The 24,780-nt window shown below is 70.8% G+C and carries 20 protein-coding genes, 1 tRNA gene and 1 pseudogene; 5 read left to right on the top strand and 17 right to left on the bottom strand.

Annotated features, from left to right (window positions below; genetic code table 11):
• Positions 1 to 17: 17 nt before the first annotated feature.
• A pseudogene (locus GQR16_RS20120) lies at positions 18 to 512 on the top strand (Ppx/GppA phosphatase family protein); the annotation flags it as partial.
• 170 nt (positions 513 to 682) lie between these two features.
• Entirely contained in the window at positions 683 to 829 is a 147-nt protein-coding gene (locus tag GQR16_RS20125; RefSeq protein ID WP_343032890.1) for a Ppx/GppA phosphatase family protein, read from the top strand.
• 15 nt (positions 830 to 844) lie between these two features.
• Here the strand turns inward: GQR16_RS20125 and GQR16_RS01520 are convergent, their stop codons facing one another.
• Positions 845 to 1,627 carry a hypothetical protein gene (locus GQR16_RS01520; protein WP_157413375.1) on the bottom strand — a complete coding sequence of 261 codons (783 nt, stop codon included), beginning with the start codon at positions 1,625 to 1,627 and terminating at the stop codon, positions 845 to 847.
• A 44-nt stretch (positions 1,628 to 1,671) separates the two neighbouring features.
• Positions 1,672 to 2,265: an FMN reductase gene (gene msuE / locus GQR16_RS01525; RefSeq protein WP_157413376.1), complete on the bottom strand. Its 594-nt coding sequence runs from the start codon at positions 2,263 to 2,265 to the stop codon at positions 1,672 to 1,674.
• Between the two features lie 283 nt (positions 2,266 to 2,548).
• Between msuE and GQR16_RS01530 the strand changes: the two genes are divergently transcribed.
• The gene (locus tag GQR16_RS01530; protein ID WP_157413377.1) at positions 2,549 to 5,278 is read left to right on the top strand and encodes a cation-translocating P-type ATPase; all 2,730 of its coding nucleotides are present in this window, start codon (positions 2,549 to 2,551) and stop codon (positions 5,276 to 5,278) included.
• 52 nt (positions 5,279 to 5,330) lie between these two features.
• On the opposite strand, the gene GQR16_RS01535 is transcribed toward GQR16_RS01530, so the two are convergent.
• The 11 genes from GQR16_RS01535 to GQR16_RS01585 form a co-directional block, all read right to left on the bottom strand.
• Positions 5,331 to 6,398 (bottom strand): uroporphyrinogen decarboxylase/cobalamine-independent methonine synthase family protein, encoded by a 1,068-nt coding sequence (locus tag GQR16_RS01535; protein WP_157413378.1) that lies wholly within the window; start codon positions 6,396 to 6,398, stop codon positions 5,331 to 5,333.
• Positions 6,399 to 6,606: 208 nt separating this feature from the next.
• Positions 6,607 to 6,680, bottom strand: a tRNA-Leu gene (locus tag GQR16_RS01540).
• A gap of 49 nt (positions 6,681 to 6,729) precedes the next feature.
• A complete protein-coding gene (locus GQR16_RS01545) occupies positions 6,730 to 8,163 on the bottom strand; it encodes an NAD(P)/FAD-dependent oxidoreductase (protein ID WP_157413379.1) in 1,434 nt (477 codons plus the stop codon).
• Positions 8,164 to 8,197: 34 nt separating this feature from the next.
• Positions 8,198 to 9,463, bottom strand: coding sequence for a S8 family serine peptidase (locus GQR16_RS01550; protein WP_157413380.1), 1,266 nt, complete (start codon positions 9,461 to 9,463; stop codon positions 8,198 to 8,200).
• A complete protein-coding gene (locus GQR16_RS01555; RefSeq protein ID WP_157413381.1) occupies positions 9,460 to 10,050 on the bottom strand; it encodes a DUF501 domain-containing protein in 591 nt (196 codons plus the stop codon). The genes GQR16_RS01550 and GQR16_RS01555 overlap by 4 nt, the downstream gene beginning before the upstream one ends.
• Positions 10,047 to 10,736: an FtsB family cell division protein gene (locus tag GQR16_RS19830; protein WP_246200391.1), complete on the bottom strand. Its 690-nt coding sequence runs from the start codon at positions 10,734 to 10,736 to the stop codon at positions 10,047 to 10,049. The genes GQR16_RS01555 and GQR16_RS19830 overlap by 4 nt, the downstream gene beginning before the upstream one ends.
• Positions 10,737 to 10,836: 100 nt before the next feature.
• On the bottom strand, positions 10,837 to 12,117 hold the full coding sequence (eno, locus tag GQR16_RS01565) for a phosphopyruvate hydratase (RefSeq protein ID WP_157413382.1): 1,281 nt from the start codon (positions 12,115 to 12,117) through the stop codon (positions 10,837 to 10,839).
• Between the two features lie 186 nt (positions 12,118 to 12,303).
• Positions 12,304 to 13,119, bottom strand: a complete 816-nt coding sequence (locus GQR16_RS01570) for an endonuclease domain-containing protein (protein ID WP_170298390.1) — start codon at positions 13,117 to 13,119, stop codon at positions 12,304 to 12,306.
• Positions 13,120 to 13,373: 254 nt separating this feature from the next.
• Positions 13,374 to 14,642 carry a histidine--tRNA ligase gene (gene hisS / locus GQR16_RS01575; protein ID WP_157413384.1) on the bottom strand — a complete coding sequence of 423 codons (1,269 nt, stop codon included), beginning with the start codon at positions 14,640 to 14,642 and terminating at the stop codon, positions 13,374 to 13,376.
• Positions 14,643 to 14,693: 51 nt separating this feature from the next.
• Positions 14,694 to 15,377, bottom strand: a complete 684-nt coding sequence (gene mazG / locus GQR16_RS01580) for a nucleoside triphosphate pyrophosphohydrolase (RefSeq protein WP_157413385.1) — start codon at positions 15,375 to 15,377, stop codon at positions 14,694 to 14,696.
• Positions 15,378 to 15,451: 74 nt separating this feature from the next.
• Complete coding sequence (locus tag GQR16_RS01585) at positions 15,452 to 16,096, bottom strand: LysE family transporter (protein ID WP_157413386.1); 645 nt, start codon at positions 16,094 to 16,096, stop codon at positions 15,452 to 15,454.
• A gap of 137 nt (positions 16,097 to 16,233) precedes the next feature.
• Here GQR16_RS01585 and GQR16_RS01590 point away from each other — a divergent pair, with 137 nt between their 5' ends.
• Positions 16,234 to 17,433 carry a Na+/H+ antiporter NhaA gene (locus GQR16_RS01590; RefSeq protein WP_157413387.1) on the top strand — a complete coding sequence of 400 codons (1,200 nt, stop codon included), beginning with the start codon at positions 16,234 to 16,236 and terminating at the stop codon, positions 17,431 to 17,433.
• A gap of 28 nt (positions 17,434 to 17,461) precedes the next feature.
• Here GQR16_RS01590 and mfd read toward each other — a convergent pair whose 3' ends face one another.
• Complete coding sequence (gene mfd / locus GQR16_RS01595) at positions 17,462 to 21,169, bottom strand: transcription-repair coupling factor (RefSeq protein WP_157413388.1); 3,708 nt, start codon at positions 21,167 to 21,169, stop codon at positions 17,462 to 17,464.
• A gap of 123 nt (positions 21,170 to 21,292) precedes the next feature.
• Between mfd and GQR16_RS20145 the strand changes: the two genes are divergently transcribed.
• Positions 21,293 to 22,024, top strand: coding sequence for an RNase H family protein (locus GQR16_RS20145; RefSeq protein ID WP_157413389.1), 732 nt, complete (start codon positions 21,293 to 21,295; stop codon positions 22,022 to 22,024).
• Between the two features lie 46 nt (positions 22,025 to 22,070).
• On the opposite strand, the gene pth is transcribed toward GQR16_RS20145, so the two are convergent.
• The 3 genes from pth to GQR16_RS01615 all read right to left on the bottom strand — a co-directional run bounded on the left by pth (position 22,071) and on the right by GQR16_RS01615 (position 24,779).
• Positions 22,071 to 22,703: an aminoacyl-tRNA hydrolase gene (pth, locus tag GQR16_RS01605; RefSeq protein ID WP_157413390.1), complete on the bottom strand. Its 633-nt coding sequence runs from the start codon at positions 22,701 to 22,703 to the stop codon at positions 22,071 to 22,073.
• Positions 22,704 to 22,883: 180 nt separating this feature from the next.
• Entirely contained in the window at positions 22,884 to 23,504 is a 621-nt protein-coding gene (locus tag GQR16_RS01610) for a 50S ribosomal protein L25/general stress protein Ctc (protein ID WP_157413391.1), read from the bottom strand.
• A 240-nt stretch (positions 23,505 to 23,744) separates the two neighbouring features.
• On the bottom strand, positions 23,745 to 24,779 hold the full coding sequence (locus GQR16_RS01615; RefSeq protein WP_157413392.1) for a zinc-binding dehydrogenase: 1,035 nt from the start codon (positions 24,777 to 24,779) through the stop codon (positions 23,745 to 23,747).
• Between the last annotated feature and the right edge of the window lies 1 nt (position 24,780).

Genomic DNA, 24,780 nt, shown 5'->3' on the forward strand with positions numbered 1-24,780 from the left:
GGTCCGTCCTGCGCGTGATGCGGTACCTCGAGCCCGACGGATCGATCGGCTCCGACGGGGTCGAGGCGATCCTCACCGCCGTCGGCGACGCCGTGCGGGTCGCCCGCGAATCGGGCATCGACGAACTGCTCGCGTTCGCGACCTCCGCCATCCGCGAGGCGGCGAACGGCGAGGCCGTGCTCGCACGCGTGACCGCCGAGACCGGGGTCGAGCTGCAGGTGCTCTCGGGCGCCGACGAGGCGCGCATCACGTTCCTCGCCGTGCGTCGCTGGTACGGCTGGTCGGCCGAGCGCATCCTGCTCTTCGACATCGGCGGCGGCTCGCTCGAGATCGCGAACGGCATCGACGAGATCCCGGATGTCGCGCGCTCGCTCCCCCTCGGCGCCGGACGCTCGACGATCGCGTTCCTCCCCGACGACCCGCCCGCCCCCGAGCAGGTGCAACGACTCCGCGATCACGCCGCCTCGGTGCTGCGCCCCGCCCTCGAGGAGTTCGCGCATCTGCCGAAGCCGTCGCACGTGGTCGGCTCGTCGAAGACGATCCGCTCGCTCGCCCGCCTCGCCGGCTGGACCGAGGAGGGCGTCGGCCCGGACGAGCGCAGCATCATGCGCCGCAAGGGGCTCGACGACTGGATCCCCGTCTCGCGCGCATCCCCGCCGACGCACGACCCGCTCTGCCGGGCATCACCGCCGACCGCACGTTCCAGATCGTCGCGGGCGCCGTCGTGCTCTCGGAGGCCATGCGCGCGTTCGGCGTGAACGAGCTCGAGGTCTCGCCGTGGGCGCTCCGCGAGGGGCTCATCCTCCGGCGCCTCGACCGCATGTCCTGAGTCGGGCTCGCAGCCCTAGGAGGGCTCGGTCGCCTCGGCGGCCGCGCTGCCGGCATCCGGTTCGATGGGTGCCAGATCGAAGCCGACGGTGTACCTGCGCTTCGGATCGAGTTCGTCGATGAGTGCGACGAGCGCCCGCTGGATCTCGATGAGTCGACGATGGTCGCCCGCCGCGACGAGCTCCATGCCGCTGTCGACGGGCGTGAACCAGCCGCGGAAGTCGACATCGTCGCGGAAGCGCGCCGCGAACGACGCGTACCCCATGACCCGAGGGATCCGGGCGTTCGCGTCGGCCGAGTTCTCCCAACTGAGCATGAGCTCGCCGATCGCCCGCTGCTCGGTCGTGAAGAACAGGAACCCCTCGCTGTGCTCGCTCCGGCGCAGCGTCTGCAGCACCAGGTCGATCAGGCGCTGCACCGCGATGTCGCGACCGCCCTCGCCGCTCGACGAGAGCACCGCCTGCCGCCTGGCCTCGATCCAGCCGAAGTAGTTCGCGAACAGGTACGCCGTGCTCGTCACGGCGTAGTCGCCGTGGCTCTTGTAGCGCTGCACGAGCGGAACCCAGCCGGTCTCGACGATGTTGAAGATGCGCGACTGCAGTTCGGCGGCGGCCATCGCGAGCGGTTCGTAGACCCGCTCGGCGGCCTTCAACGCGGACTGCGTCTCGAGGCGCTGCTCGCGCTCGGCATCGAGCTCCGACGCGAGGCGGGCCGTGCGCACCGAGAACAGGCCCGTGACGACCACGCTCGCGCCGCTCAGCACGAGCGCGACGATCGTCAGGACGGCATCGATGCCCACAGTGCCGATGCTACTGCCGAAGCAGCCCGGCTACTGAGACATCCTCACCAGGTGCCGACGTAGTCCGAGACCGGCAGGACCGAGCTGCGCACCACCGGAAGGCCGCGCTCGATCGCCTGATCGATGCGGGCGCGCAGGTCGGCGGAGTCGACCTGGTAGTCGACGAAGTCGGTGTCGCTCGCGTAGACGCCGATCGGCAGCGTGAGCGCCTGGAAGAACGAGAAGAGCGGCCGGAACTGGTGCTCGAGGATCAGCGAGTGGCGGTCGCTGCCGCCCGTCGCCGCGAGCAGCACGGGCTTGTCGATGAGCGCGTACTGCCCCACGAAGTCGAACACGTGCTTGAACAGGCCCGTGAACGACGCCCGGTAGACCGGGCTCGCGACGATGAGCAGCGTCGCCGACTCGATGCGACGCAGCGCCTCCTCTGCGGCCGGCGGCAGCGCGTCGCGGCTCAACACGCCGGCGAACTCGGGGCCGATCTCGGACAGCTCGATGAGGTGCGTGTCGATCTCGAGATCGCGCCCGTTCCCCGAACGGAGCGCGGTCGCGAACCCCTCGAGGATCTCGCGCGTGAGGACGGTGGTCTTCGACGGCGCGTGCAGGCTTCCGGAGACGGCGACGATGTTGATGGTGGGCATGGGGCGACACTAACCCCGCATCCCGAACGCCGAAAACGACCGCGACTCCCGCGGTAAACGGGCGCAACACGCCTTCACAGTGCGTCGCCGGATGACGTCTGCCCACCCGCCGCCGACGCGCCGGAGACTCGACGCCCGACGTCTTCCCTGTGGACGGATCGCGGCTATACGATCAACCCGAGCGCCGTCGACGGCGCACCGTCGAGGGGGAATTCGGCATGAACGATCGACTCGAGAGCCTACGGCTCGCAGTGACATCCGCCCGCTCGAGGGGCGCGGTCGCATGACGACGACCGAGGGAAGCCCGCAGACGCAATCCGACGCGAAGCCCGAGACCGCCTGGTGGTCGCTCCCGCCGAGCGAGATCACGGCTCGGCTCGAGACCGACGACCGCGCCGGACTCGCGGCGACGGAGGCCGCCCGCAGGCTCGCCGATCTCGGTCCCAATGCGCTGCACAGCGCGCCGCCGCCGAGTGTCTGGCGCATCGCCCTCAGCCAGGTGCTCGAGCTGATGACGCTCATGCTCATCGCGGTGACGATCGTCTCGCTGCTGATCGGGCAGGTCACGACGGCGATCATCGTGGCGGTCCTCGTGCTCTTCAACGTCATCACGGGCACCCAGCAGGAGGTGAAGGCCCGCCGCAGCGTCGATGCGCTCGCGAAGCTGCAGACCCCGAAGGCGCGCGTCATCCGCGACGGGGTGCTGCTCCAGATCGATGCCACCGAGCTCGTGACCGGCGACATCGTCGATCTCGAGTCCGGCGACCTCGTGCCGGCCGACGGCCGGATCCTCCGCTCGGCCAACCTCGAGACGCAGGAGTCCTCGCTCACGGGCGAGTCGCTGCCGATCCCGAAGGGACCGGCCGAGAACGGGGCGGGAACGGCGCTCGCGGATCGCACGGCGATGGTGTTCCAGAACACCTCGGTCACCCGCGGAACGGCGCGCATCGTGGTCGTCGAGACCGGGATGCGCACCCAGATGGGTCGCATCGCGTCGCTGCTCACCGAGGTCGGCGACAAGAAGTCGCCGCTCCAGCTCGAGCTCGACGGCCTGACGAAGGTGCTCGGCATCATCGCATGGAGCGCCGTGCTCGTCATCGTGCTCATCGGCTTCGCGCGCGGGCAGAGTCTCGACGAACTGCTGTTCCTCGCGACGGCCGTCGCGATCTCCGCGATCCCGACCGGCCTGCCGGTCTTCGTGCAGAGCCTCCTCGCATGGGGCGCGTCGAAGCTCGCGAAGGAGCAGGCGATCGTCACGTCGCTGAACGACGTCGAGACGCTCGGCGCCACCAGCGCGATCTGCTCCGACAAGACCGGCACGCTCACGCTGAACATGATGACCGTGCGCACGGCCTGGTTCGGCGGCAGCACCTACCGGGTCACGGGTGAGGGCTACTCGTTCGACGGCCACGTGCTCGGCACGTCCGACGAGCCGATCGACGCGCCCACGCTCGGACTCGCCATCGGGCTGCCGAACGACGCGACGGTGTCGTCGGAGGGCGAGGTGGTTGGCGACCCGACCGAGGCCGCGCTCGTCGTGCTCGCCGCCCGGCTCGGCATCGACGCCGACCAGGCCCGCAAGGACTACCCGCGCATCGCGGAGGTTCCGTTCGACTCCGACTACAAGTTCATGGCCACCCTCCAGCGCATCCCGTACCGCGGCGAACAGCGTCTCGTGCTCATCGTGAAGGGTGCGCCCGATGTCGTGCTGGGGCGCTGCACGACGATGCTCAGCGAGACCCGCGAGGTCGTGCCCGTGGGGTCCGAAGCCGCGACGACGGAGCTCGAGCGCATGTCGGCCACGGGGCTCCGCACGCTCGCGCTCGCCGCGCGTTTCCTCGACGACGCCGATGAGGCCGGCGTCACGGCCGAGCCGATGTCGTGGGTCGACCAGCTGACCCTCGTCGGCATCGTCGGCATCGTCGACCCGCTGCGCACCGAGGCGAAGGACGCCGTCGCGGTCGCGCACAACGCGGGCATCGACGTGCGCATGATCACGGGCGACCACGCCGTGACCGCCGGCGCCATCGGCGCAGAGCTCGGGCTCGGCACCGGGGCGGTGAGCGGCGCCGACCTGAAGCGGATGGACGACGAGGAGCTCGCGCGCCGGCTGCCCGACCTGCACGTGTTCGGCCGGGTCACGCCCGACGACAAGCTGCGGCTCGTCCGCCTCCTGCAGGCCGACGGTGCGATCGTCGCGATGACGGGCGACGCCGTGAACGACGCTGCCGCGATCAAGCAGGCGAACATCGGCGTCGCGATGGGCTCCGGCTCCGAGGTGACGAAGCAGGCCGCGAAGCTCGTCCTGACCGACGACAACTTCGCGACCCTGGTTCACGCGGTCGAGATCGGCCGCATCGTCTACTCGAAGATCACGGCGTACCTGCGCTTCCAGATGACCCAGCTGCTCAGCCTGATCATGCTGTTCCTCGCCGCGAGCGCCTTCTCGATCGCCGAGGGCGTCGCCCTGTTCCCCGCCCAGGTGCTGTTCATCAACTTCTTCGTGGCCCTGTTCGCGGTGTTCGCGATCGCGGCCGACGCGAACCCGCCCGGCATCATGAACCACCCGCCGCGCGACCCGAAGATCGGCGTGGTCAATCCCGTGTCGCTCACGGAGTGGCTGGTGTACGGCGCGGTGATCTTCCTGATCGCCCTCGTGCCGCTGCTGTGGGGCCCTGACGAGCCGAGCCCCGTCGAACCGACCGCATCGATGACCATGGCGTACGTCGTGCTCGGCCTGGCCACCGTGCTCAGCGCCCTGCTGATGCGCCGCACCCCCGAGTCGGGCCTGTTCCCGCCGATCGCCGCCGTCGCGAAGATCCTGCTCTGGCCGGTGCTGCTCATCGTCGCGTCCACCGAGATCGGATTCCTCCAGCGCGCACTCGGCACGGTGTCGCTGACCGGCTGGCAGTGGCTGGGGTGCATCGGCCTCACCCTGGTCCTGCTCGTCGTCGTCGAGGGCGACAAGTGGTTCCGGCGGCGGCGTGCGGCCGCGCGCGCGAACCGCGTCTGACGGGTCGCGCGCACCGGAAGGCCCGCGGCGGGCCCTTCCGGTGCGCGTCGGATCAGGCCCGCGCGAGCGGCTCGGCGACCGCCGCGTGCACTGCGAGCAGCGGCAGCGTCGCCTCGGCCGGAGCACGGCCGATGCCGCACTCCGTCGCGACGCCGAAGCCGGCCACGTGGCGCTGCGCGGTCTCGATGCGGCGCTCGGCGCCCTCGACGCCGTCTTCGCGGTGCACGAGGCCGAGGTAGAGCTCGGTGCCCTCCGGCACGACGAGCGTCTCGAGCGGCGCGAAGTACGCGTCGTCGTCGCGCTCGATCGGCACGGGAAGGTGCAGCCAGTCGATGCGTCGGGGCGCCGCCTCGAAGAGGCGCTGCGCGAAGGACGCCAGGTTTGCGGCATCCATCGGCTCGACGTAGTGCTTCTCGCCGACGTCGCCGTAGCAGAGGTGGAACCCGACCTCGACGTCGTCGGGCACGTGCGCGGCCTGTGCGACGGCACGCTCGATCACGCCCGCCCAGACGTCGTCGAACCACGGCAGGTATCCGGCACCGTCGCCCTTGAAGTAGCCGGCGTTCTCGATGTAGCCGAACTCGACCGCGCTGTCCCACTGGATCGCAAGCGCCGCATGCGGAATCGCCTCGAGGATCCGGTCGAGCTCGGCGAACAGCGCCGCCTCGTACACCGGCTCGAACCGGGCGCGGTCCTCGCTCACGATGAAGGCTCCCACGACTGCCGCGGGAGTCGGAAGCGACACCTGGAAGCGCGTCTCGGGCGCGATCGCACCCTCCGCGCGCAGACGGTCGAAGACGCCCCACGATTCGATCGCGGCATCCGCATAGCCGAGGTTCGGCAGCACGAGATCGGATGCCTCGACCCCGTCGCTGATGCGCAGCGGGCGCACGTCGAGCACGCCGCCGATGAGGTAACCGGGCTCGCCGACCCGCTCGAGGCCCTCCGTCGGGGCGAGACGGTTCGGCTGCCACGCGATCCAGTGGAAGCGCTCGCCGACCTCGCCGTCGGGGATCCGGCGGACCCGATCGCCGAGGATCTCGGCGGCCGAACGCATGGTGGTCTCGGCGTCGGGCAGGTTGATGCTGCCGACGAGGTGCACGCCCTGGGGCTTGGTCATGGGGATGCTCGCTTTCCTGCGGGCGCGGTCTCGACCGACGCCGTCGTCTCGGGAACCGCAGGCCGTGCCGGTGGGACCGGACGCGAGGCTTCGTTTCAACCTGCAGACGACTGAAACTCTGCCAGAGGGTTGGCCGTCCGGACAAACCGGATGTCGTCGCGCGACGCACACCGTCACACGGCGCGCGACCGGGGGGATCTCGCTTCGGTGCTCCCGCTGGGATTCGAACCCAGACTGCGGCGAGTTTAAGTCGCCTGCCTCTGCCGATTGGGCTACGGGAGCGCGACGCCGCCCGAAGGCGACGTCGCGTCATACCTGCTTCGCTGCGAGCCTACTTGGCGGCAGCAGCCTCTGCCTTGGGCTTCGACTCGGCCTTCGCCTTGGCGGGAGCCTTCTCGGCGGCCTTCGGCGCGGCGGGCGCCTCTGCCGGAGCCGCGGCGACCGCGGGCTTGGGACGAGCGGCGAACGCCTCGAACGCGGCGCGCGGCTGCTGGAGCGCGCTCAGCGAGACGAGGTCGCGACCAAGGAAGAAGTTGTTCACCCAGCCCCAGAACACGCGGAACTTGCGCTCCCAGCTCGGCATCGCGAGACCGTGGTAGCCGCGGTGCGCGAACCAGGCGATGAGGCCCTTGAGCGCGATCTTGCCCGACTGGAACACGCCCGAGCCGATGCCCAGACCCGCGACCGCGCCGAGGTTCTTGTGGAAGTACTGCTTCGGCTCCTCGCCGCGCAGGACGGCGACGATGTTCTTCGCGAGCAGCTTGCCCTGACGGACCGCGTGCTGCGCGTTCGGCACGCAGTAGCCGCCGACACCGCCGCCCGTGAGGTCGGGGACCGCCGAGATGTCGCCGGCAGCCCAGGCGTCGGCCACGATGTCGTCTTCGTCGCCCACGCGGAGGTCGGCGCGCGTCTTGATGCGGCCGCGCTCCTCGACCGGGAGGTCGCTCGTGCGGACGATCGCCGGGTTGGCCATGACGCCCGCGGTCCAGACGATGAGGTCGGACTCGAAGCTCTCACCGGTCGACAGCTCGATGACGCCGTCGACCGCGCTCTGCAGCTGCGTGTCGAGGTGGATCTCGGCACCGCGCTGCGCGAGGTGCTTGATGACCCAGTGGCTGGTCTCGAGCGAGACCTCGGGCATGATGCGGCCCATCGCCTCGATGAGGTGGAAGTGCGTGTCGTCGAACGAGAGCTGCGGGTAGAACTCGAGCAGCGAGCTCGCGAACGAACGCAGCTCGGCGAACACCTCGATGCCCGCGAATCCGCCGCCGACGACGACGAACGTGAGCAGACGGTCGCGCTCGGGACCGGCCGGGAGGTTCGAGGCCTTGTCGAAGTTCGTGAGCACGCGGTCGCGGATCGCGACGGCCTCCTCGATCGTCTTCAGGCCGATCGCGTTGTCGGCGATGCCCGGGATCGGGAACGTGCGCGAGACGGCGCCACCGGTGACGACGACGACGTCGTACTCGAACTGCCAGGACTCACCGACCTCGGGCGTGATGGTCGCCGACTTGGACGCGTGGTCGATGCCGGTCACCTTCGCGGTGACGACGTTCGTCTTCTTGAGGTGGCGACGCTGGGCGACGACCGCGTGACGCGGCTCGATCGAGCCGGCAGCGACCTCGGGAAGGAACGGCTGGTAGGTCATGTACGGCAGCGGGTCGACGATCGTGACCTCTGCCTCGCCGGCACGCAGCCACTTCTCGAGCTTCCACGCCGTGTAGAACCCCGCATAGCCACCGCCGACGATGAGAATCTTGGGCACGGTGAATGGACTCCTCAGTTTCTGATGGTTGCGATCACTGCTCGCGAGTGCGAGCGGCCCGCCTGGTATGCCGAGCGGCACCGATGCCCAACAGCGCTGCTAGCGTACCAAATCCCGCGACCAGTGAGAGCGGGAGGGTGATGTAGGCCAGGGTCCACGGAGTCGGCAGCAGGGTCTGCGTCTCGACGTCGACGGGCTGCGGAGGGTCGGCGATCGGCACGATCACCTGATCGTCGGGGGCATCCGTCTCGACCGGGGTGTCGGCCCGACGGTGCAGCGTGATCCACGCGGACAGGCTGCCCAGCGGGTTCTCGGCGACCGGATCGACCTTCGCCGTGAGCGACGCGACCGGGTCGATGATGCCCCAGCCGTACAGCGGACTCGGCACCTCGTGGCCGTTCGGATCCGCGGTCGCCATGAGGCGTTTGATGACGTTCGCCGCGTCGAGGTCCGGATACTCCGCCCGGATCAGCGCCACCAGGCCCGAGACGAGCGGCGCAGCACCGCTCGTGCCGCTCCACACCGCGTGCGACCCGTCGGGCAGGACGCCCACGAGGTCTTCGCTGGGCGCGGCGACGGCCAGCGTGATGCCCTGAGAACTCGCGTCGAAGCTCGCGTTCTTCTCCTTGTCGACGCCCGCGACCGCGACGACGCCCGGGATCGTCGCCGGCGCGCCGACCTCGCTCGTGCCGCTGCCGCGGTTGCCGGCGGCGGCGACCACCACGACGTCGTGCTCGAACGCGTACTGGAACGCCTCGTCCCAGCTCTCGGGCCAGGTCTGCGTGTTGCGCGTCAGGGACATGTTGATCACGTCGGCACCGTGGTCGACCGCCCACTTCACGGCCTCGGCGATCTGGTCGTCGTTCGACTTGTCGGCACCGGTCTCGACGCCGAACGCGACCGACACCGTGAGCAGGTCGGCCTCGGGCGCGACGCCGATCACGCCGTTGCCCGCGCCGGTTCCTCGGCCCGCGAGCAGCGAGGCCACCATGGTGCCGTGCGTCGGGTTGTCGCCGACCGGCGTCTGCCCGTCGGGAGTGCCGATGCCCGAGACATCCGTGCCTCCCTTGACGACGCCGCGCAGCTCGGCGACGTTGCCGTTCACGCCGGTGTCGATGACCGCGACCGTGACGCCCTTGCCCTTCGTGGTGTTCCACGCGGTCGTGAAGCCGTAGTCGGCCAGCCAGTACTGGTAGTCGCGCACGGTGTCGGCCTGCGCGGGAGCGGCCCCCGCGAGCGCCACGACGGCGCCCACGGCGACGGCTGCGACCAGCCGGGCGACCGTGCGTGCGGCGGTCACGCCGACTCGCGCCCGTCGGAGTCCGAGCCGCCGACTCCGCCGGACCCGGCGAGGCCGGCCGCCGCATCGACGTCGTCGACGCCGTAGTCGGGGCACTGGCACACGTCGGGCGACCACGTCGACCGCTCGAGCGCGATGTCGCCGATCGGGTTCGCGCCTGGACCCGCCGAGAGCGAGTGCGCGACGACCGCGTGCAGGCACTTCACACGCGTCGGCATGCCGCCCGCCGAGATGCCGACCAGCTCGGGCACCACGCCGAACGACTCGCGGTCGTCGAGGTAGTCGCGGTGCGCCTGCGCGTAGCCCTCGGCGACGGATGCGTCGGCCGCGAGCAGCTCGTTGCACTCGACCATGAGCTGGGCGGCCTCGAGGAAGGACATCGCCGACGTCGCCGCAGGATGCGACAGGTAGTAGAACGTCGGGAACGGCGTGCCGTCGGCGAGCCGCGGCGACGTGGCCACCACGGTCGGCGCACCGCACACGCAGCGAGCCGGAATGCCCACGACGTCGCGGGCCTGACGGCCGAGCTGGGCGGACACGATGCGGATGTCCCGCTCGGTCACGGGGTCGAACGGCGGTCGCGTCATCCGGCACCTCCTGCTGCGGGCGCGAGGCCCGCGGTCATCACGGAGGAGAGGATCGTGCTCATCCAGTCCCCCTTCGTTTCGGTCACGTCTGCCGAGACCTCGGTCGTGGCATCCGCCCTGGCCGCCTCGGATCGATCGTCGATGACGAGGTAGCTCACCTCGCCAGGCATCACGTACGTCAGCCGCTCGCGCGCCTGGGTCGTGATGAAGGTCTCGTCGTTCCAGCGCTCGCGCTCGTCGCGCAGGCGCTGCACCTCGGACTCCTGCTGCGAGACCGTGGCCTGCAACTCGGCGATCTTCTGGCGCTGTTCCGCGAGCTGCGCGATGGTCGGTGCGAGCACCACGAGCGCGAGCACGAGGACACCCATCATGATGAGCGAGAAACCTGAGAATCGGATGCCGCCGAGCCACCCGGCTGCGCTCCGCCCCGCGGAGGCGCGCGGCGGCGTGGGCTTGCCGGCCGGCTTCGCGCGCGACACGGCGGGTCGTGCGGAGGTCGTGCTCTTCGCCCGCGGCTTGGAGGCGGCGGGGGCGGGAGCGGACTTCGAGGCTGCGGCCTTCGACGGGCCGGCGGCCTTCGAGGTGTTCGCTGGCTTCGAGGTGTTCGCGGACTTCGAGGTGTTCGCGGACTTCGCCGCCGCTGAGGGCCTCGCCGTGGTCGCGGGTTTCGCCGGTCTCTTCGCCATCACCCCTCCTCACCTCACCCCGTGCATCGCCTGACCCCGGACGCGAACCGGCGGGGGCGGCCATTCGGCCACCCCCGCCAGTCTGTGCAGTCGGAGCCGATCAGGCCGTGAACCGCGGGAACGCCGAGCGACCCGCGAACACGCCGGACTCGCCGAGCTCTTCTTCGATCCTCAGGAGCTGATTGTACTTGGCGACGCGCTCGCTGCGGGCGGGCGCGCCAGCCTTGATCTGACCCGCGTTCGTCGCGACCACGAGGTCGGCGATCGTCGTGTCCTCGGTCTCGCCGGAGCGGTGCGACAGCATGGCCGTGTAGCCGGAGCGCTGCGCGAGGCTGACCGCGTCGAGCGTCTCGGTGAGCGTGCCGATCTGGTTGACCTTCACGAGCAGCGAGTTGGCGACGCCGCGACGGATGCCGTCGGCGAGCCGCTCGGGGTTGGTGACGAACAGGTCGTCGCCGACGAGCTGCACCTTCGAGCCGAGCGCCTCGGTGAGCGACTTCCAGTTGTCCCAGTCGTCTTCGGCGAGCGCGTCTTCGATCGTGACGATCGGGAAGTCGCGCACGAGCTCCTCGTAGTAGCCGATGAGCTGGTCGGCCGACCAGTCCTTCTGGTCGAGGCGGTAGACGCCGTCCTTGAAGAACTCGGTCGCCGCGACATCCAGACCCAGTGCGATGTCCTTGCCGGGGGTGAAGCCGGCCTTCTCGATCGCCTTGACGAGGAACTCGAGGCCCTCGCGGTTGCTCGGCAGGTCGGGCGCGAAGCCGCCCTCGTCGCCGAGGCCCGTGGCGTAGCCCGCCGCCTTCAGCTCGCCCCGGAGGGTGTGGTAGACCTCGGTGCCCCAGCGGAGGGACTCGGAGTAGGTCTCGGCGCCGATCGGCGCGAGGAAGAACTCCTGCATGTCGATGCCGTTGTCGGCGTGCTCGCCGCCGTTGATGACGTTGAACAGCGGAACGGGCAGCACGTGCGCGTTCGGGCCGCCGAGGTAGCGGAACAGGGGCAGGTCGGCCGAGTCGGCCGCGGCCTTCGCGACGGCGAGGCTCACGCCGAGGATCGCGTTGGCGCCGAGCTTGGACTTGTTCGGGGTGCCGTCGGCTTCGATGAGCGCGGCGTCGACGAGACGCTGGTCGCTCGCGTCGAGGTCTTCGACGGCCGGGCCGAGCACGTCGAGCACGCCGTCGACGGCCTTCAGCACGCCCTTGCCCAGGTACCGGCTCTTGTCGCCGTCGCGCAGCTCGTACGCTTCGAACGCACCGGTCGAGGCGCCCGAGGGCACCGCCGCACGGGCGAGGGAGCCGTCGTCGAGCAGGACCTCGACCTCGACGGTCGGGTTGCCGCGAGAATCCAGGATCTCGCGTGCGCCTACAGCTTCGATGAATGCCACAGTGAACTCCTCTGTGATGGGTATGTGCGGTGGACGACTCCGTCGTGATCCGCAGGCCAGTCTAGTGAGGCTCGCTCAGGCATGACGTTCCACGTCGCCCTCCGCGCTGCTCGCACGGGGCCTCGAGAAGTCGCAGATGGCGACTCCAAGGGCCGCATCATCGCCATCCGAGACTTCTCGAGGGGGTCAGCTGCCCCGACAGCGCAGTGCGATGACATCTCGAACTCGCGCGACGAAGTCGGCAGGGTCGACGAACAGGTCATGTGACGTCACCCGGATGACCGCCCATCCGGCGGCCTCGAAGTCGCGCTGCCGACGGATGTCGCGCTGCCACTGCGATCGACTCGTCCGGTGCCCGTCGCCCTCGTACTCGAGAACGATTCGCCAGCGCTCCCATTTGAGGTCGGGATGGAGGACCAGTCCGGCGCGTACCGGCGTCGGATCGTTCGCGATCGGCTCGGGGAGATGGTGCTCGACGAGCAGCAGCCGCGTGAGCGACTCGGGTCGAGACTCCGCTCCGACGCGAACGCGGAGCAACGCCCACGCGAGATTGCGTGCACCTCGCCCGCTGCCCCATGTCCGCACGGCACCACGGAGGTCGTCGAGCGTCGCCAGCGCCGACGCCCGGTTCCGGCCTCCGCGCCGCCCGGTCACGAGGGCGTCCCCGACGGCGCCGAGATCCTCCCGCCGCAGCGAAGCGGCGAGCTGACACCACACGATGGCGGGTGGCACGACGGGCAGCCCGTGGACGACGCGGATCGGAACCGCCGTGCGGGTCGTATGACCGGTCACGCCGCGGGAACGCGGTCGCGCCGAACCGATTCTGGCCAGGACGTGCACGGATCGCGAAGGGCTGGGAAGCGGAAGGCCGTACAGCCCCGCGGCGGTCTCGTGGCTGAAGGCATCGCCCTGTCGCAACAGTGGCTCGTAGGCACGACAGCGATCGAGCACGGCCTCGAGGTCGAGCCCGACGGCGCGCACCCCGGTGAACGGACGCTGCACGTCACGTCCGCGGAGTCGGCTTCGCGTCGCCTCGTGGAAGTGCACGTCGGAGGCGAGGAACGCGGCACCCTGCAGATGCGAGGGCAGCCTGGACGCGGGAACCATGCCATCGATGCTGCTGGACCCCCGCGATTCGCGGGCAAGCTCTCCACAGCCCCGCAACCCGACACCATCGAGACGTCGCAGATGGCGACAATCAGCGCACGGATGTCGCCATCTGCGACCTCTCGCGGAGAGGCCGGGCGGGCGGCGGGTCAGGCGGTGAGGTCGCGGAACGCGAGGGACGCGGCATCCGTCGTCTCGAGGGTCACGTTCGCGACGGCGTCGAAGCCGTCGGCCGTGACGCGCTCGAACAGGGCGCGTGCGTTCTTCACGCGGCGCTCGAAGCGCACGCGGGTTCCGGATGCCACGAGCTCGTGCTTGAGCTTCAGCAGCGTCGCGGGCTCCACGGCGGGGTCGTAGACCAGCACGACCGAGCGGGGGCGGCCCTCGTCGCGCACGGCGAGCAGGTCGACGATGCGCTCGAAGCCGATCGAGAAGCCGCACGCCGGCACGTCTTGGCCGAGGAAGCGGCCGATCATGCCGTCGTAGCGGCCGCCGCCGCCGAGGGAGTAGCCGAAGTCGGGGTGAGCGATCTCGAAGATCGTGCCCGTGTAGTAGCCCATGCCTCGCACGAGGGTCGGGTCGAACTCGATCTTCGCGTGCGGCATGGTCTGGCGCAGCGCGAGCAGGTCGGCGTACGCGTCGCGGTCGAGCCAGGTGGGCGGCGGCACGACGCCGTCGTACAGGTGCCAGTCGGCGGTGGTGAGCGCCTCGAGCTCGGCCGCGACATCCGCCCCGTCGTCGACGATGCCGAGGTCGCGGAGCTCGGCCGCGACTCCCCCGGTGCCGATCTTGTCGAGCTTGTCGATCGTGATGAGCGCGCGCTCGCGAAGCTCTTCTGCCACACCCCAGGAGCCGAGGATGCCCTGCAGGACTCGCCGGTCGTTGAGGCGGATCGTGCAGCCGCCGAGGCCGAGCGCGTCGAGCGTCGCGACCGTCGCGGTGAGCAGCTCGAGCTCGGCGAGCGGACCCGCCTCGCCGATGATGTCGATGTCGCACTGCACGAACTGGCGGTAGCGGCCCTTCTGCGGTCGCTCGGCGCGCCACACGGGCGCGATCTGGATCGAGCGGAACACCGGGGGCAGCGCCGCGCGGTGCGTCGCGTAGAACCGCGCGAGCGGCACGGTCAGGTCGTAGCGGAGGCCGAGGTCGGCGAGTGAGAGGGCGTCGCCTGATGTCGCGGCCGCCGTCAGGTCGTCGGGCGTGATGCCGCGCTTCATGACCGCGAACGCGAGCTTCTCGTTGTCGCCGCCGAGGCCGGCGTGCAGGCGGGACGCGTCTTCCATGACGGGCGTCTCGATCTCGTCGAAGCCGTGCGACGAGTAGACGCCACGGATCACGCCGAGCGCGTGCTCGCGACGGGCCTTCTCGGCGGGGAGGAAGTCGCGCATTCCGCGCGGAGGGGTGACGGTTGCGGCCATGCCGTCCATTCTTCCAGCACCGCGGCGCGGCTCACGAACCGTCGGCGCGGCTCACGAACCCGCGGCGACCTCGGCCGACCGCACCTCGTCCTCGAACGCGCGCACGGCTCCGCGCAGCGCGCGCTCGGCATCGAGGCCCTGCGCCTTCGCCGACGCGGCGAGCGCGAACAGCAGGTCGCCGAGCTCGGCCTCGGTCGCGGGAGCCGTGACGTCGCGCGCGGCATCCGACCCGACTCCGGCCTTCTCGGCCTTGGCGAGCACCTTCTGGGCGAGTGCGAGCGCGGGCATGCCGCGCGGCACGCCGTCGAGCACGCTCGTGCGGTGCGGCTTCTCCTCGGCCTTGAGATCCTCCCAGAACGCGACGACATCTTCTGCCGTCGACGCCTCGCGATCGCCGAACACGTGCGGATGCCGCGACACCATCTTCGCCGTCATGTGCCGTGCGACGTCGTCGATGTCGAAGCGCTCGCCGTCGGTGTGTACGGCGATGTCGGCGTGGAAGAGCACCTGGTAGAGCACGTCGCCGAGCTCCTCGATCATCTCGGCGCGGTCGCCCGACTCGATCGCGTCGATGAGCTCCCAGCTCTCCTCGACGAGGTACTGCACGAGGCTCTCGTGCGTCTGGTCGGCGTCCCACGGGCATCCGCCGGGCGCACGCAGCAGGGCGACCGTGGCGATGAGCTCGTCGAGCCCGGGATGGGGCGACTCGACCGAGGATGCGGCTGTGTGCGTCATCCGTTCAGCCTAGGCACGCGCCGCTCGATTCGACCACGGGTCGGGCGAACTCGGCGGCCGACGCGACACCCGGCTCAGTGGATCGCCGCGAGCGCGACGCCGACGGCGAGGAACAGCGAGCCGAACACGCGGTTCAGCACCGTCTGCCCGCGCGCCGACCTCGTCACCCGGCGGAACGACCGGGCCGCGACGGCGAAGAAGCCCCACATCACCGCGACGTCGACGAGGATCACGGTCGCGGCGACGACGAGGTACTGCGGCAGCAGCGGCTCGCCGGGGCGGATGAACTGCGGCAGGAACGCGAGGAAGAACACGATCGCCTTCGGGTTCAGCAGGTTCACGAGCAGACCCCGGCGGAACAGCGACCAGCCCGACTCGCCGGCGGGCGAATCGACGGTCGATGCGACATCCGCGCCGTCGTCGCCCTCGACCACGGGCTTCGCGAGGAACTGCCGGATGCCGAGGTAGACGAGGTAGGCCGCGCCCGCGTAGCGGATCGCGTCGAACGCGACCGGCGAGTTCGCGACGAGCACGCCGAGGCCGGCCGCGACGATCACGATGTGCACGACGAGGGCCGCCTGCTGCCCGAGGATGCCCCAGAACGCACGGCCGAGACCGACCTTCAGGGCGTTGCCCATGGTGTTGATCGCACCCGCTCCGGGGGTGAACGAGATGACCACGCTCGCCGCGAGCAACGCGACCCAGACCGAGAACGACACCGCACGAGTGTACGTGCCCGATAGGCTTCCACGAGGAGTGCCGGGAAGTCTGGTCGGCCGGCGGGAGACCGCCGCAATCGCCCCGTCGACGCCTGCACACCATCGCATCCGCGTCGCACTCATGATCGGAGTGCCCCATGAACGTCCTCAGGTCCGAACGCTGGGCGGCCGTGCTGCTGCTCGTGGCCGCGATCCTCGGGCTCGTGCTCGCAAACCTGCCGTTCGGCTCGAGCCTGATCGACCTGCTCGACGCGCACATCGACCTGCCATGGCTGGGGCTCGACCTCTCGGTCGGCCACTGGATCAGCGACGGCCTGCTCGCGGTGTTCTTCTTCATCGTCGCCGTCGAGTTGAAACGCGAACTCGTCATCGGCGAGCTGAACACGCTCTCGAAGGCGCTGCTGCCGGCCATCGCGGCGCTCGGCGGCGTGGTCGTGCCGGCGCTGATCTTCGTGGGTTTCACGGCCGGCACCGACACGGTCGGCGGCTGGCCGATCCCGACGGCGACCGACATCGCGTTCGCACTGGGCGTGCTCGCCGTGTTCGGCCGGTTCATCCCGACGCGGGTGCGCGTGTTCCTGCTCGCGCTCGCGGTGCTCGACGACCTCATCGCGATCCTCATCATCGCGTTCTTCTTCACGGCCGACGCGAGCATGGCGTACCTCGGGCTCGCCGTGATCGCGATCGCGCTCTTCGGGGCCGTGAGCCGCATGCTCAAGCCGCGTTCGGCGTGGATCCTCTCGCGTCGCCCGCAGTGGCCGATCATGGCGGTGCTGTGGGTGCTCGCCGTGCTGGCCTGGTACTTCATCCTCCAGTCGGGCGTGCACGCCACGATCGCCGGCGTCGCGCTCGGCTTCGTGATGGCGCGCCGGCCCGGCGGCCGCGCGGTGCATGGGCTCGAACCCGTGTCGAACGGCGTGATCCTGCCGCTGTTCGCGCTCTCGGCGGCGATGGTCGCGATCCCGCAGGTGGCCGTCAGCGAGCTCTCCCCCGCCTTCTGGGGCATCGTCGTCGGCCTGCCCGTCGGCAAGCTCGTCGGCATCATGCTCGCGGGCGGCCTCGGCCTGCTCGTCGCGAGGCGTCGAACGGGTGCGACACTCACGATCGGCGATCTCGCGATGGTCGGCGCGCTCGGCGGCATCGGCTTCACGGTCTCGCTGCTCATGAACGAACTCGCGTTCGCCGGCACCCCCGAGGTCGCCGACGAGGGCACGCTCGCCGTGCTGCTCGGTTCGGGCATCGCGATCGTGCTGGCCGGCATCGCCGTGACCGTGCGGTCGCGGCAGTACCGAGCCGAGGGTGCGGTCGGCGGCCCGGGCGGCCCGTTCTCACGCTGAGCGGATGCCGCGGGGCAGCCGCTCCCGGCTAGGCCGCGCCGCCCGCCGCGGGCGTCGCGCCCGTGGACTCGGCCGCTTCGGGCAGCGGGAAGATCGCGGTGATGAGGTTCGACACCCACTCGATGAGGTCGGCATCGGCCGGCATCTCGCCGCCGCGCACCGGGAACGGCACGAGGATCACGTCGCTTGCGGCCACGAGCTTCGCGCCGGGGTACATGCGCTCGAGGCGCACGCGCCGTGAATCGGGGATGTTCGCCGGGCCGATGCGGAGCTTGGTGCCCGTGGCGATCACGTCGGAGAGCCCGGCGAACTGGGCGAGCCGTCGGAGCCTCGAGACCGCGACGAGGTTCTGCACGGCCTCGGGCGGGGCGCCGTAGCGGTCGACGAGCTCGTCGAGCACCTGGCCGATCTGCTCGTCTTTCGCGGCCGGACCGCTCGCCGCGGAGAGCTTCTGGTACGCCTCGAGGCGCAGGCGCTCGGAGTCGACGTAGTCCTCGGGGATGTGCGCGTCGATGGGCAGCTCGAGCCGCAGCTCGGTCTGCCCCTCGGCCACGTCGCCGCGGAAGGTCGAGACGGCCTCGCCGATCATGCGCAGGTACAGGTCGAAGCCGACGCCGGCGATGTGCCCGGCCTGCTCGCCGCCGAGCAGGTTGCCCGCGCCGCGGATCTCGAGGTCTTTCAGCGCCACCTGCATGCCGGAGCCGAGGTCGTTGTTGGCCGCGATCGTCGAGAGTCGGTCGTGCGCGGTCTCGCTGAGCGGCTTCGCCGGGTCCCACAGGAAGTACGCGTAGGCGCGCTCGCGCCCACGGCCGACGCGGCCGCGCAGCTGGTGCAGCTGGCTGAGGCCGTACTTGTCGGCGCGGTCGATGATGATCGTGTTCGCGTTGGAGATGTCGAGCCCGGTCTCGATGATGGTCGTCGAGACGAGCACGTCGAACTTTCGCTCCCAGAAGTCGTTCACGATCTGCTCGAGCACATGCTCGTTGAGCTGGCCGTGCGCGACCGCGATGCGCGCCTCGGGCACGAGCTCCGACAGCTGCGCCGCGACCCGGTTGATCGACGAGACGCGGTTGTGCACGAAGAAGACCTGCCCCTCGCGGAGCATCTCGCGGCGGATGGCGGCCGCGACCTGCTGCTCGGAGTAGGGGCCGACGAAGGTGAGGATCGGGTGCCGGTCTTCGGGCGGGGTCGCGAGGGTGGACATCTCGCGGATGCCCGTGACGGCCATCTCGAGGGAACGCGGGATCGGCGTCGCGCTCATCGCGAGGATGTCGACGTTGGTCTTGAGCTTCTTCAGCGCGTCCTTGTGCTCGACGCCGAACCGCTGCTCCTCGTCGATGATGACGAGGCCCACGTCTTTGAACACCACCTTCTCGGTGAGGATGCGGTGCGTGCCGATGACCATGTCGACCGTGCCGTCGCCGAGGCCGGCGATGGTCTCGCGCGCCTCCTTGTCGGTCTGGAAGCGGCTGAGGGCGCGCACGTGCACGGGGAACCCGGCGAAGCGCTCGGTGAAGGTCTCGAGGTGCTGCTTCACGAGCAGCGTCGTCGGCACGAGCATCGCGACCTGCTTGCCGTCTTGGATGGCCTTGAACGCCGCACGCACCGCGACCTCGGTCTTGCCGAAGCCGACATCGCCCGCGAGCAGGCGGTCCATGGGGATCGGCCGCTCCATGTCGGCCTTGATCTCGTCGATGGTCTGCACCTGGTCGGGCGTCTCGGTGAACGGGAACGCCTCTTCGAGCTCGTGCTGCCACGGGGTGTCGGGGCCGAACGCGTGGCCCTTCGCCGCCATGCGCGCCGAGTAGAGCTTCACGAGCTCGACGGCGATGTCGCGCACGGCCTTGCGGGCGCGGCCCTTGGCCTGCGCCCAGTCGCTGCCGCCCATCTTGGAGAGCGAGGGAGCCTCGCCGCCGACGTACCGCGAGAGGAGGTCGAGCTGGTCGGTCGGCACGAACAGGCGGTCGCCCGCCTGGCCGCGCTTGGAGGCCGCGTACTCGAGCACGAGGTACTCGCGCACGGCCTTGGGCTGCTGGGCGATGCCCGCCCTGCGGCTCGGGCCGGTGGGGCGGCTGCCGGTCGCGACCTCGCGCTGCACCATCTCGACGAACCGGCCGATGCCGTGCGTCTGGTGCACGACGAAGTCGCCGGCCTTGAGCTGCAGGGGGTCGACGACGTTGCGCCGCCGCGGCGCGAGCTTGGCGCTGCGGCGCGCCTCGTAGCCTGCAGCGCGCCCGTAGAACTCGGCCTCGGAGAGGAGCCCCAGCTTGACCTCGGGCACCTCGAATCCACGTGCGGCGCCCGCGCGGACGAGGTACGCGACACCCGGCTCGAGCTCGTCGGGCACGGCCTCGACGGTGCGCGCCGCGAACCCGGCCTCGGAGAGCACGTCGCGGGCGCGTTCGACGAGCCCCTGGCCCTCGGATGCCACGACGAGGCTCCAGCCGTCGCGCAGGCGCTGCCCGACGTGCTCGACCGCACCCGCGACGTTGCCCGCGAAGCTCGGCATGGCGTCGGCCGCCACGCGCACGTACTCGGATGCGAGGCGGGACGCGGACTCGGCCGCCTCACCGCCGGCCGACGCCGCGACGACGGCCGCGGCATCGCCCATGTCGAAGTTCGTGAAGGTCCACCAGGCGCGGTTCGGGTCGGGTTCGCCCGGCGCGCTGAACAGCACGGCCTCACGGAACTCGCGCACCGTGAGGAAATCGCCCGAGGCGAGGTCGATCGGCGCGTCGGCGCCGGCCGTGGCCGCGCTCCAGGCCGCACCGAGGAACTCGCGGTTGGTCTCGGCGAGGCTGACGGCACGACCCGAGACGCGCTCGGGGTGGAGCACGGCGACGGCCGCGCCGACCGGCAGGTAGTGCGCGAACGAGACGAGGCGTTCGAGCAGCGCGGGCGCCAGCGACTCCATGCCCTCGACGGGGATGCCCTCGGCGACCTTCTCGAGCATGCCGGCCATGCTCGGGAACTCGTGCACCATCTCGCGGGCGCGCTGGCGCACCGACGGCGTGAGCAGCAGTTCACGGCTGGGCGCGAGCTCGACGCGCTCGATGACGTCGGGCAGCGAGCGCTGGTCGGCGACCGAGAACGCGCGGAGCTCTTCGACCTCGTCGCCGAAGAACTCGACGCGCACCGGGTGGTCGGCGGTCGGGGGGAACACGTCGAGGATGCCGCCGCGGAGGGCGAACTCGCCACGCCTCGAGACCATGTCGACGCGCGCGTACGCGAGGTCGACGAGCGTGCGCGAGATCTCGGGCAGGTCGTAGCCGCGACCGCCCGGCACGAGTTCGATGGGCGCGTGGGCGGTGAGGTTGTCGGCGAGCGGTTGCAGGGCGGCGCGCACCGAGGCGACCACGACAAGCGGATGCCGCGAGCCGGCCGCCTGCCAGTCGTGCATGCGTCGGAGGGCGTGCAGCCTGCGGCCGACGGTCTCGGCCGACGGGCTGAGGCGTTCGTGCGGCAGGGTCTCCCATGCGGGGAACTCGAGCACCTCTGCGCCGTCGAGGTACGGCGCGATCGCGGTGCGAACCTGTTCGCCCTCGCGGCTCGTCGCCGTGATGACGAGCAGCGCCGGCGCGAGCCCGGCCTCGGTGCGGCGCTGCAGCAGGCCGGCCAGCAGCGGCGCGTCGATGCCGTCGGGCGCCGAGAAGTCGGCGCTCCGCAGGGCTTCGCCCAGGGCGCGGTCGATCGTGGAGGCGCGCGAAAGCGCCGTGTTCAAGCCCTGCAGAATCACCATGCGAGTCTACGCGCGGCCTCCGACACGGCCGCCGCCCGGCCACGACGGGACGGCGGTCGGGTTACGGTCGGTGCCGCCCGATACGATGGGCGCCGCACCGAACCCCCTGGAGGACACCCCGTGATCACTGCCGCCGCCGACGGATCCGCCCTCGGAAATCCCGGCCCCGCCGGGTGGGCCTGGTACGTCGACGACGACCGCTGGGGCGCAGGTGGCTGGAAGCACGCGACGAACAACCAGGGCGAGCTGAAGGCCGTGCTCGAACTCTTCCGCGCGACCGCGCACCTCGACGACGAGCTCCTCGTGCTGTGCGACAGCCAGTACGTCATCAACTGCATCACCAAGTGGATGGCCGGCTGGAAGCGCAAGGGCTGGCGCAAGGCCGACGGCAAGCCCGTGCTGAACGTCGAGCTGCTGAAGGAGCTCGACGACGAGCTTGTCGGCCGCCGCTACCGCTTCGAATGGGTCAAGGGCCACGTCGGCCACCCGATGAACGAGGCCGCCGACACGCGCGCCCGCGCCGTCGCCGAGGCGTACCGCAGCGGCAAGCCGGTGCCGTCGGGCCCGGGCTGGCGCGACGAGGTCGGCGGGGCGGATGCCGCGGCATCCGCCGGACCGATCGACGACGTCGAACTCGAGCTCGACGCGGCATCCGTCATCGACGCGTCCGTGCCGGTCGTCGCCGACGCGGCCGCAGACGCCGACGACGACGCGCTGTTCTCGTTCGACGACGCGCCCGACGCCTGGCACCAGCTCACGGTCGAGCTCTCGACCGAGGAGCACGACCGGCTGCACCGACTCGCCCGCGCCGCCGGCACCTCGCCCGAGGAGTACCTGCGCAGCCTGATCTGATTCGGATGGGGCGTGCCGGTCGCCGGCACGCCGCCGCGAAGGGCGATCAGGCCGGCGAGTGGAACTTCTGCTGCGCCGCCACGAGACCCAGGTCGGCGATCGCCTCGACGGCGTCTGCGGCATCCGAGATCAGGTTGGGCAGCGTCGCACGCTCGGCGCCTGAGAAGTCCTTGAGCACGAAGTCGGCCGCGTCCTGGCGGCCGGGCGGGCGCCCGACACCGACGCGCACGCGCGTGAAGTCGACGTTGCCGGTGGCCTTCAGGATGTCGCGGAGGCCGTTGTGCCCGCCGTGCCCGCCGCCGGCCTTCAGTCGCACGGTGTCGAACGGGATGTCGAGCTCGTCGTGCACGACGATGAGCCGGTCGGGCTCGAGGCCGTAGAACTTGAGGAGCGCCGAGACCGGCCCGCCCGAGGTGTTCATGTACCCGTTCGACTTCGCGAGCACGAGCTTGGGGCCGCCGGGGCGCAGGAAGCCCTCGGCCACGCGCGACGGCGTCTTGTGCGTCTTGAAGCTCGCGCCGATGCGGTTCGCGAGCTCGTCGACGACCATCTGCCCGACGTTGTGCCGGTTGGCGGCGTACTGGGCTCCGGGATTGCCGAGGCCCACGACGAGCCAGGTGTTCGCGGCCACGGTGGGGTCTTCCTTCCGGCGGAGGCGGAACAGGTCGGTCAGGCCCATGCGGTCGTCTCCGTTCGTTGCTGGGCGAGCTCCGCTCGCGAGTCGGTGGGTGCCGGCGCTGCGCCCGGATGCGGGCGGTAAGTGGTGCTGCCTGCGCCCGAACGGGAACGGGCCCGCGGCCCGCATCCGAGCGTACCCGGATGCGATGCCGCAGGCCCGATCGGCGTGCGTGCGCTGAGATTACTCGGCGGCAGCCTCTTCGGAGGGAGCCTCGGCAGCAGCCTCGGTCTCGGCCTCTTCGGCCTCTTCGCCGAGGTCGGCCTTCTGCGGGGTGTGCACGTTGACGACGAGCGAGTCGCCGTCGGTGATGAGCGAGGCGCCCTTGGGCAGCTCGACGTCCTTGGCGTGGATCTGCGAGCCCTCTTCGAGGCCCTCGACCGAGACGACGACGCTCTCGGGGATGTGGGTCGCCTCGACCTCGAGGAGCAGGGTGTGCGAGTCGACGTCGGCGATGGTGCCGGCGGCGGTCTCGCCCTCGAGGTGCACGGGGACCTCGACCTGAACCTTCTCGCCCTTCTTGATGACGATGAGGTCCATGTGCTCGATGATCTGGTGCACGGGGTCCTTCTGGACGTCCTTGACGAGCACGAGCTGGCTCTTGCCCGCGATGTCGAGGTCGAGCACGGCGTTCGCCTTGCGGATGAGCAGCGCGACCTGGTGGCCGGGCAGCGTGACGTGCTGGGGCTCGGTGCCGTGGCCGTAGATCACGGCGGGGATCTTGCCCACGGCGCGGATCTTGCGGGCAGCGCCCTTGCCGAACGCCTCGCGGACGTCTGCGGTGACCTTGTTGTCGTCAGCCATGATGTTTCTCCTTGCGGGCGCAGTCGGCCCAGATCGTGTGTCTGATGTCTTCAACTCGAACGCCGCTGCATGCACGATGCGCGGATGCGTGAGGAAATAGCCGTGGAGCCTGCTCCCACCGCGTCGATCACGGATGCCGCATGCCGCCCGATCTCTCGGTTGGCCGGGGCATCCCTCGCCGAAGTTCGCAGGCAAGTCTACCCGATGTCGCGCGGCGCGGAATCGCCCGCGTCGCGACGCTCACTCGCCGGTGAAGTCGAGCAGCACCTTCGACGAGACGGAGGCGTCGGCTGCGACGCCGAACGCCTCGATCGCCCGGTCGGCGGGGAGCACGTGCGTGACGATGCCCGAGACGTCGAGCGAGCCGTCGGCGAGCGCCGCGATGACGTCGTCGAACTCGTCGGCGAAGCGGAACGAGCCGACGATCGTGAGCTCGCGCGTGATCGCGGTGGCCACGGCTGCGGGAACGTCGCCGGCGCGCTGGAGTCCGAGCAGCACCACGGTTCCGCCGCGGCGGGCGGCCTCGATCGCACTCGCGAGGCCGGGCACGGTGCCGCTCGACTCGACGACGACGTCGGCGTTCAGCTCGGCGACGGCCGCGGCATCCGTCGCCGGGAGCGTGCTCGCGCCGTGCTGCTCGGCGATCCGCCGCGGCAGGTCGTGCAGGTCGGTGGCGATGACCTCGGCGGCGCCGTGGTGGCGGGCCACGGCGACGACGAGCTGGCCGATGGGTCCGGCGCCGATGACGAGCACGCGCTTGCCGCGCACGTCGCCCGCGCGCTCGAGGCCGTGCCAGGCGACGGCGGCCGGTTCGGCGAGCGCGGCCACATCGAGGGGCAGGGCGTCGGGCACGGCGTGCAGCAGGCGTGCGGGCAGTGCGACGCGGCGGGCGAACCCGCCCTGCGTGTGCGGCAGGTGCAGCGCCGAGCCGAGGTAGCTCGACGCGGGCGCGAGGTTCGGGCGGTCTGCGGGCCAGGGCGTGCGCCCGTCGCCGTGCGGCGTGAGCGGGTGCACGGCGACGCGCGTGCCGGCCGCGGGGCCGGTTCCGTCGGCGGCGGCCACCACGACGGTGCCCGCGATCTCGTGGCCGAGCACCATGGGCTCGCGCAGCACCGAGGCGCCGGCGGCACCGTGGCGCCAGTAGTGCAGGTCGGAGCCGCACACGCCGCCGAAGGCGATCTCGAGCACCGCCTCGTCGGCTGCGGGCACGGGTTCGGGCAGCGCTTCGATGCGCAAGTCGTCGGCCGCGTGGGCGACGACGCCGAGGTTCGGCATG

Origin of the sequence: Agromyces allii, assembly GCF_009749385.1 — a bacterium.
Taxonomy (GTDB): domain Bacteria; phylum Actinomycetota; class Actinomycetes; order Actinomycetales; family Microbacteriaceae; genus Agromyces; species Agromyces allii.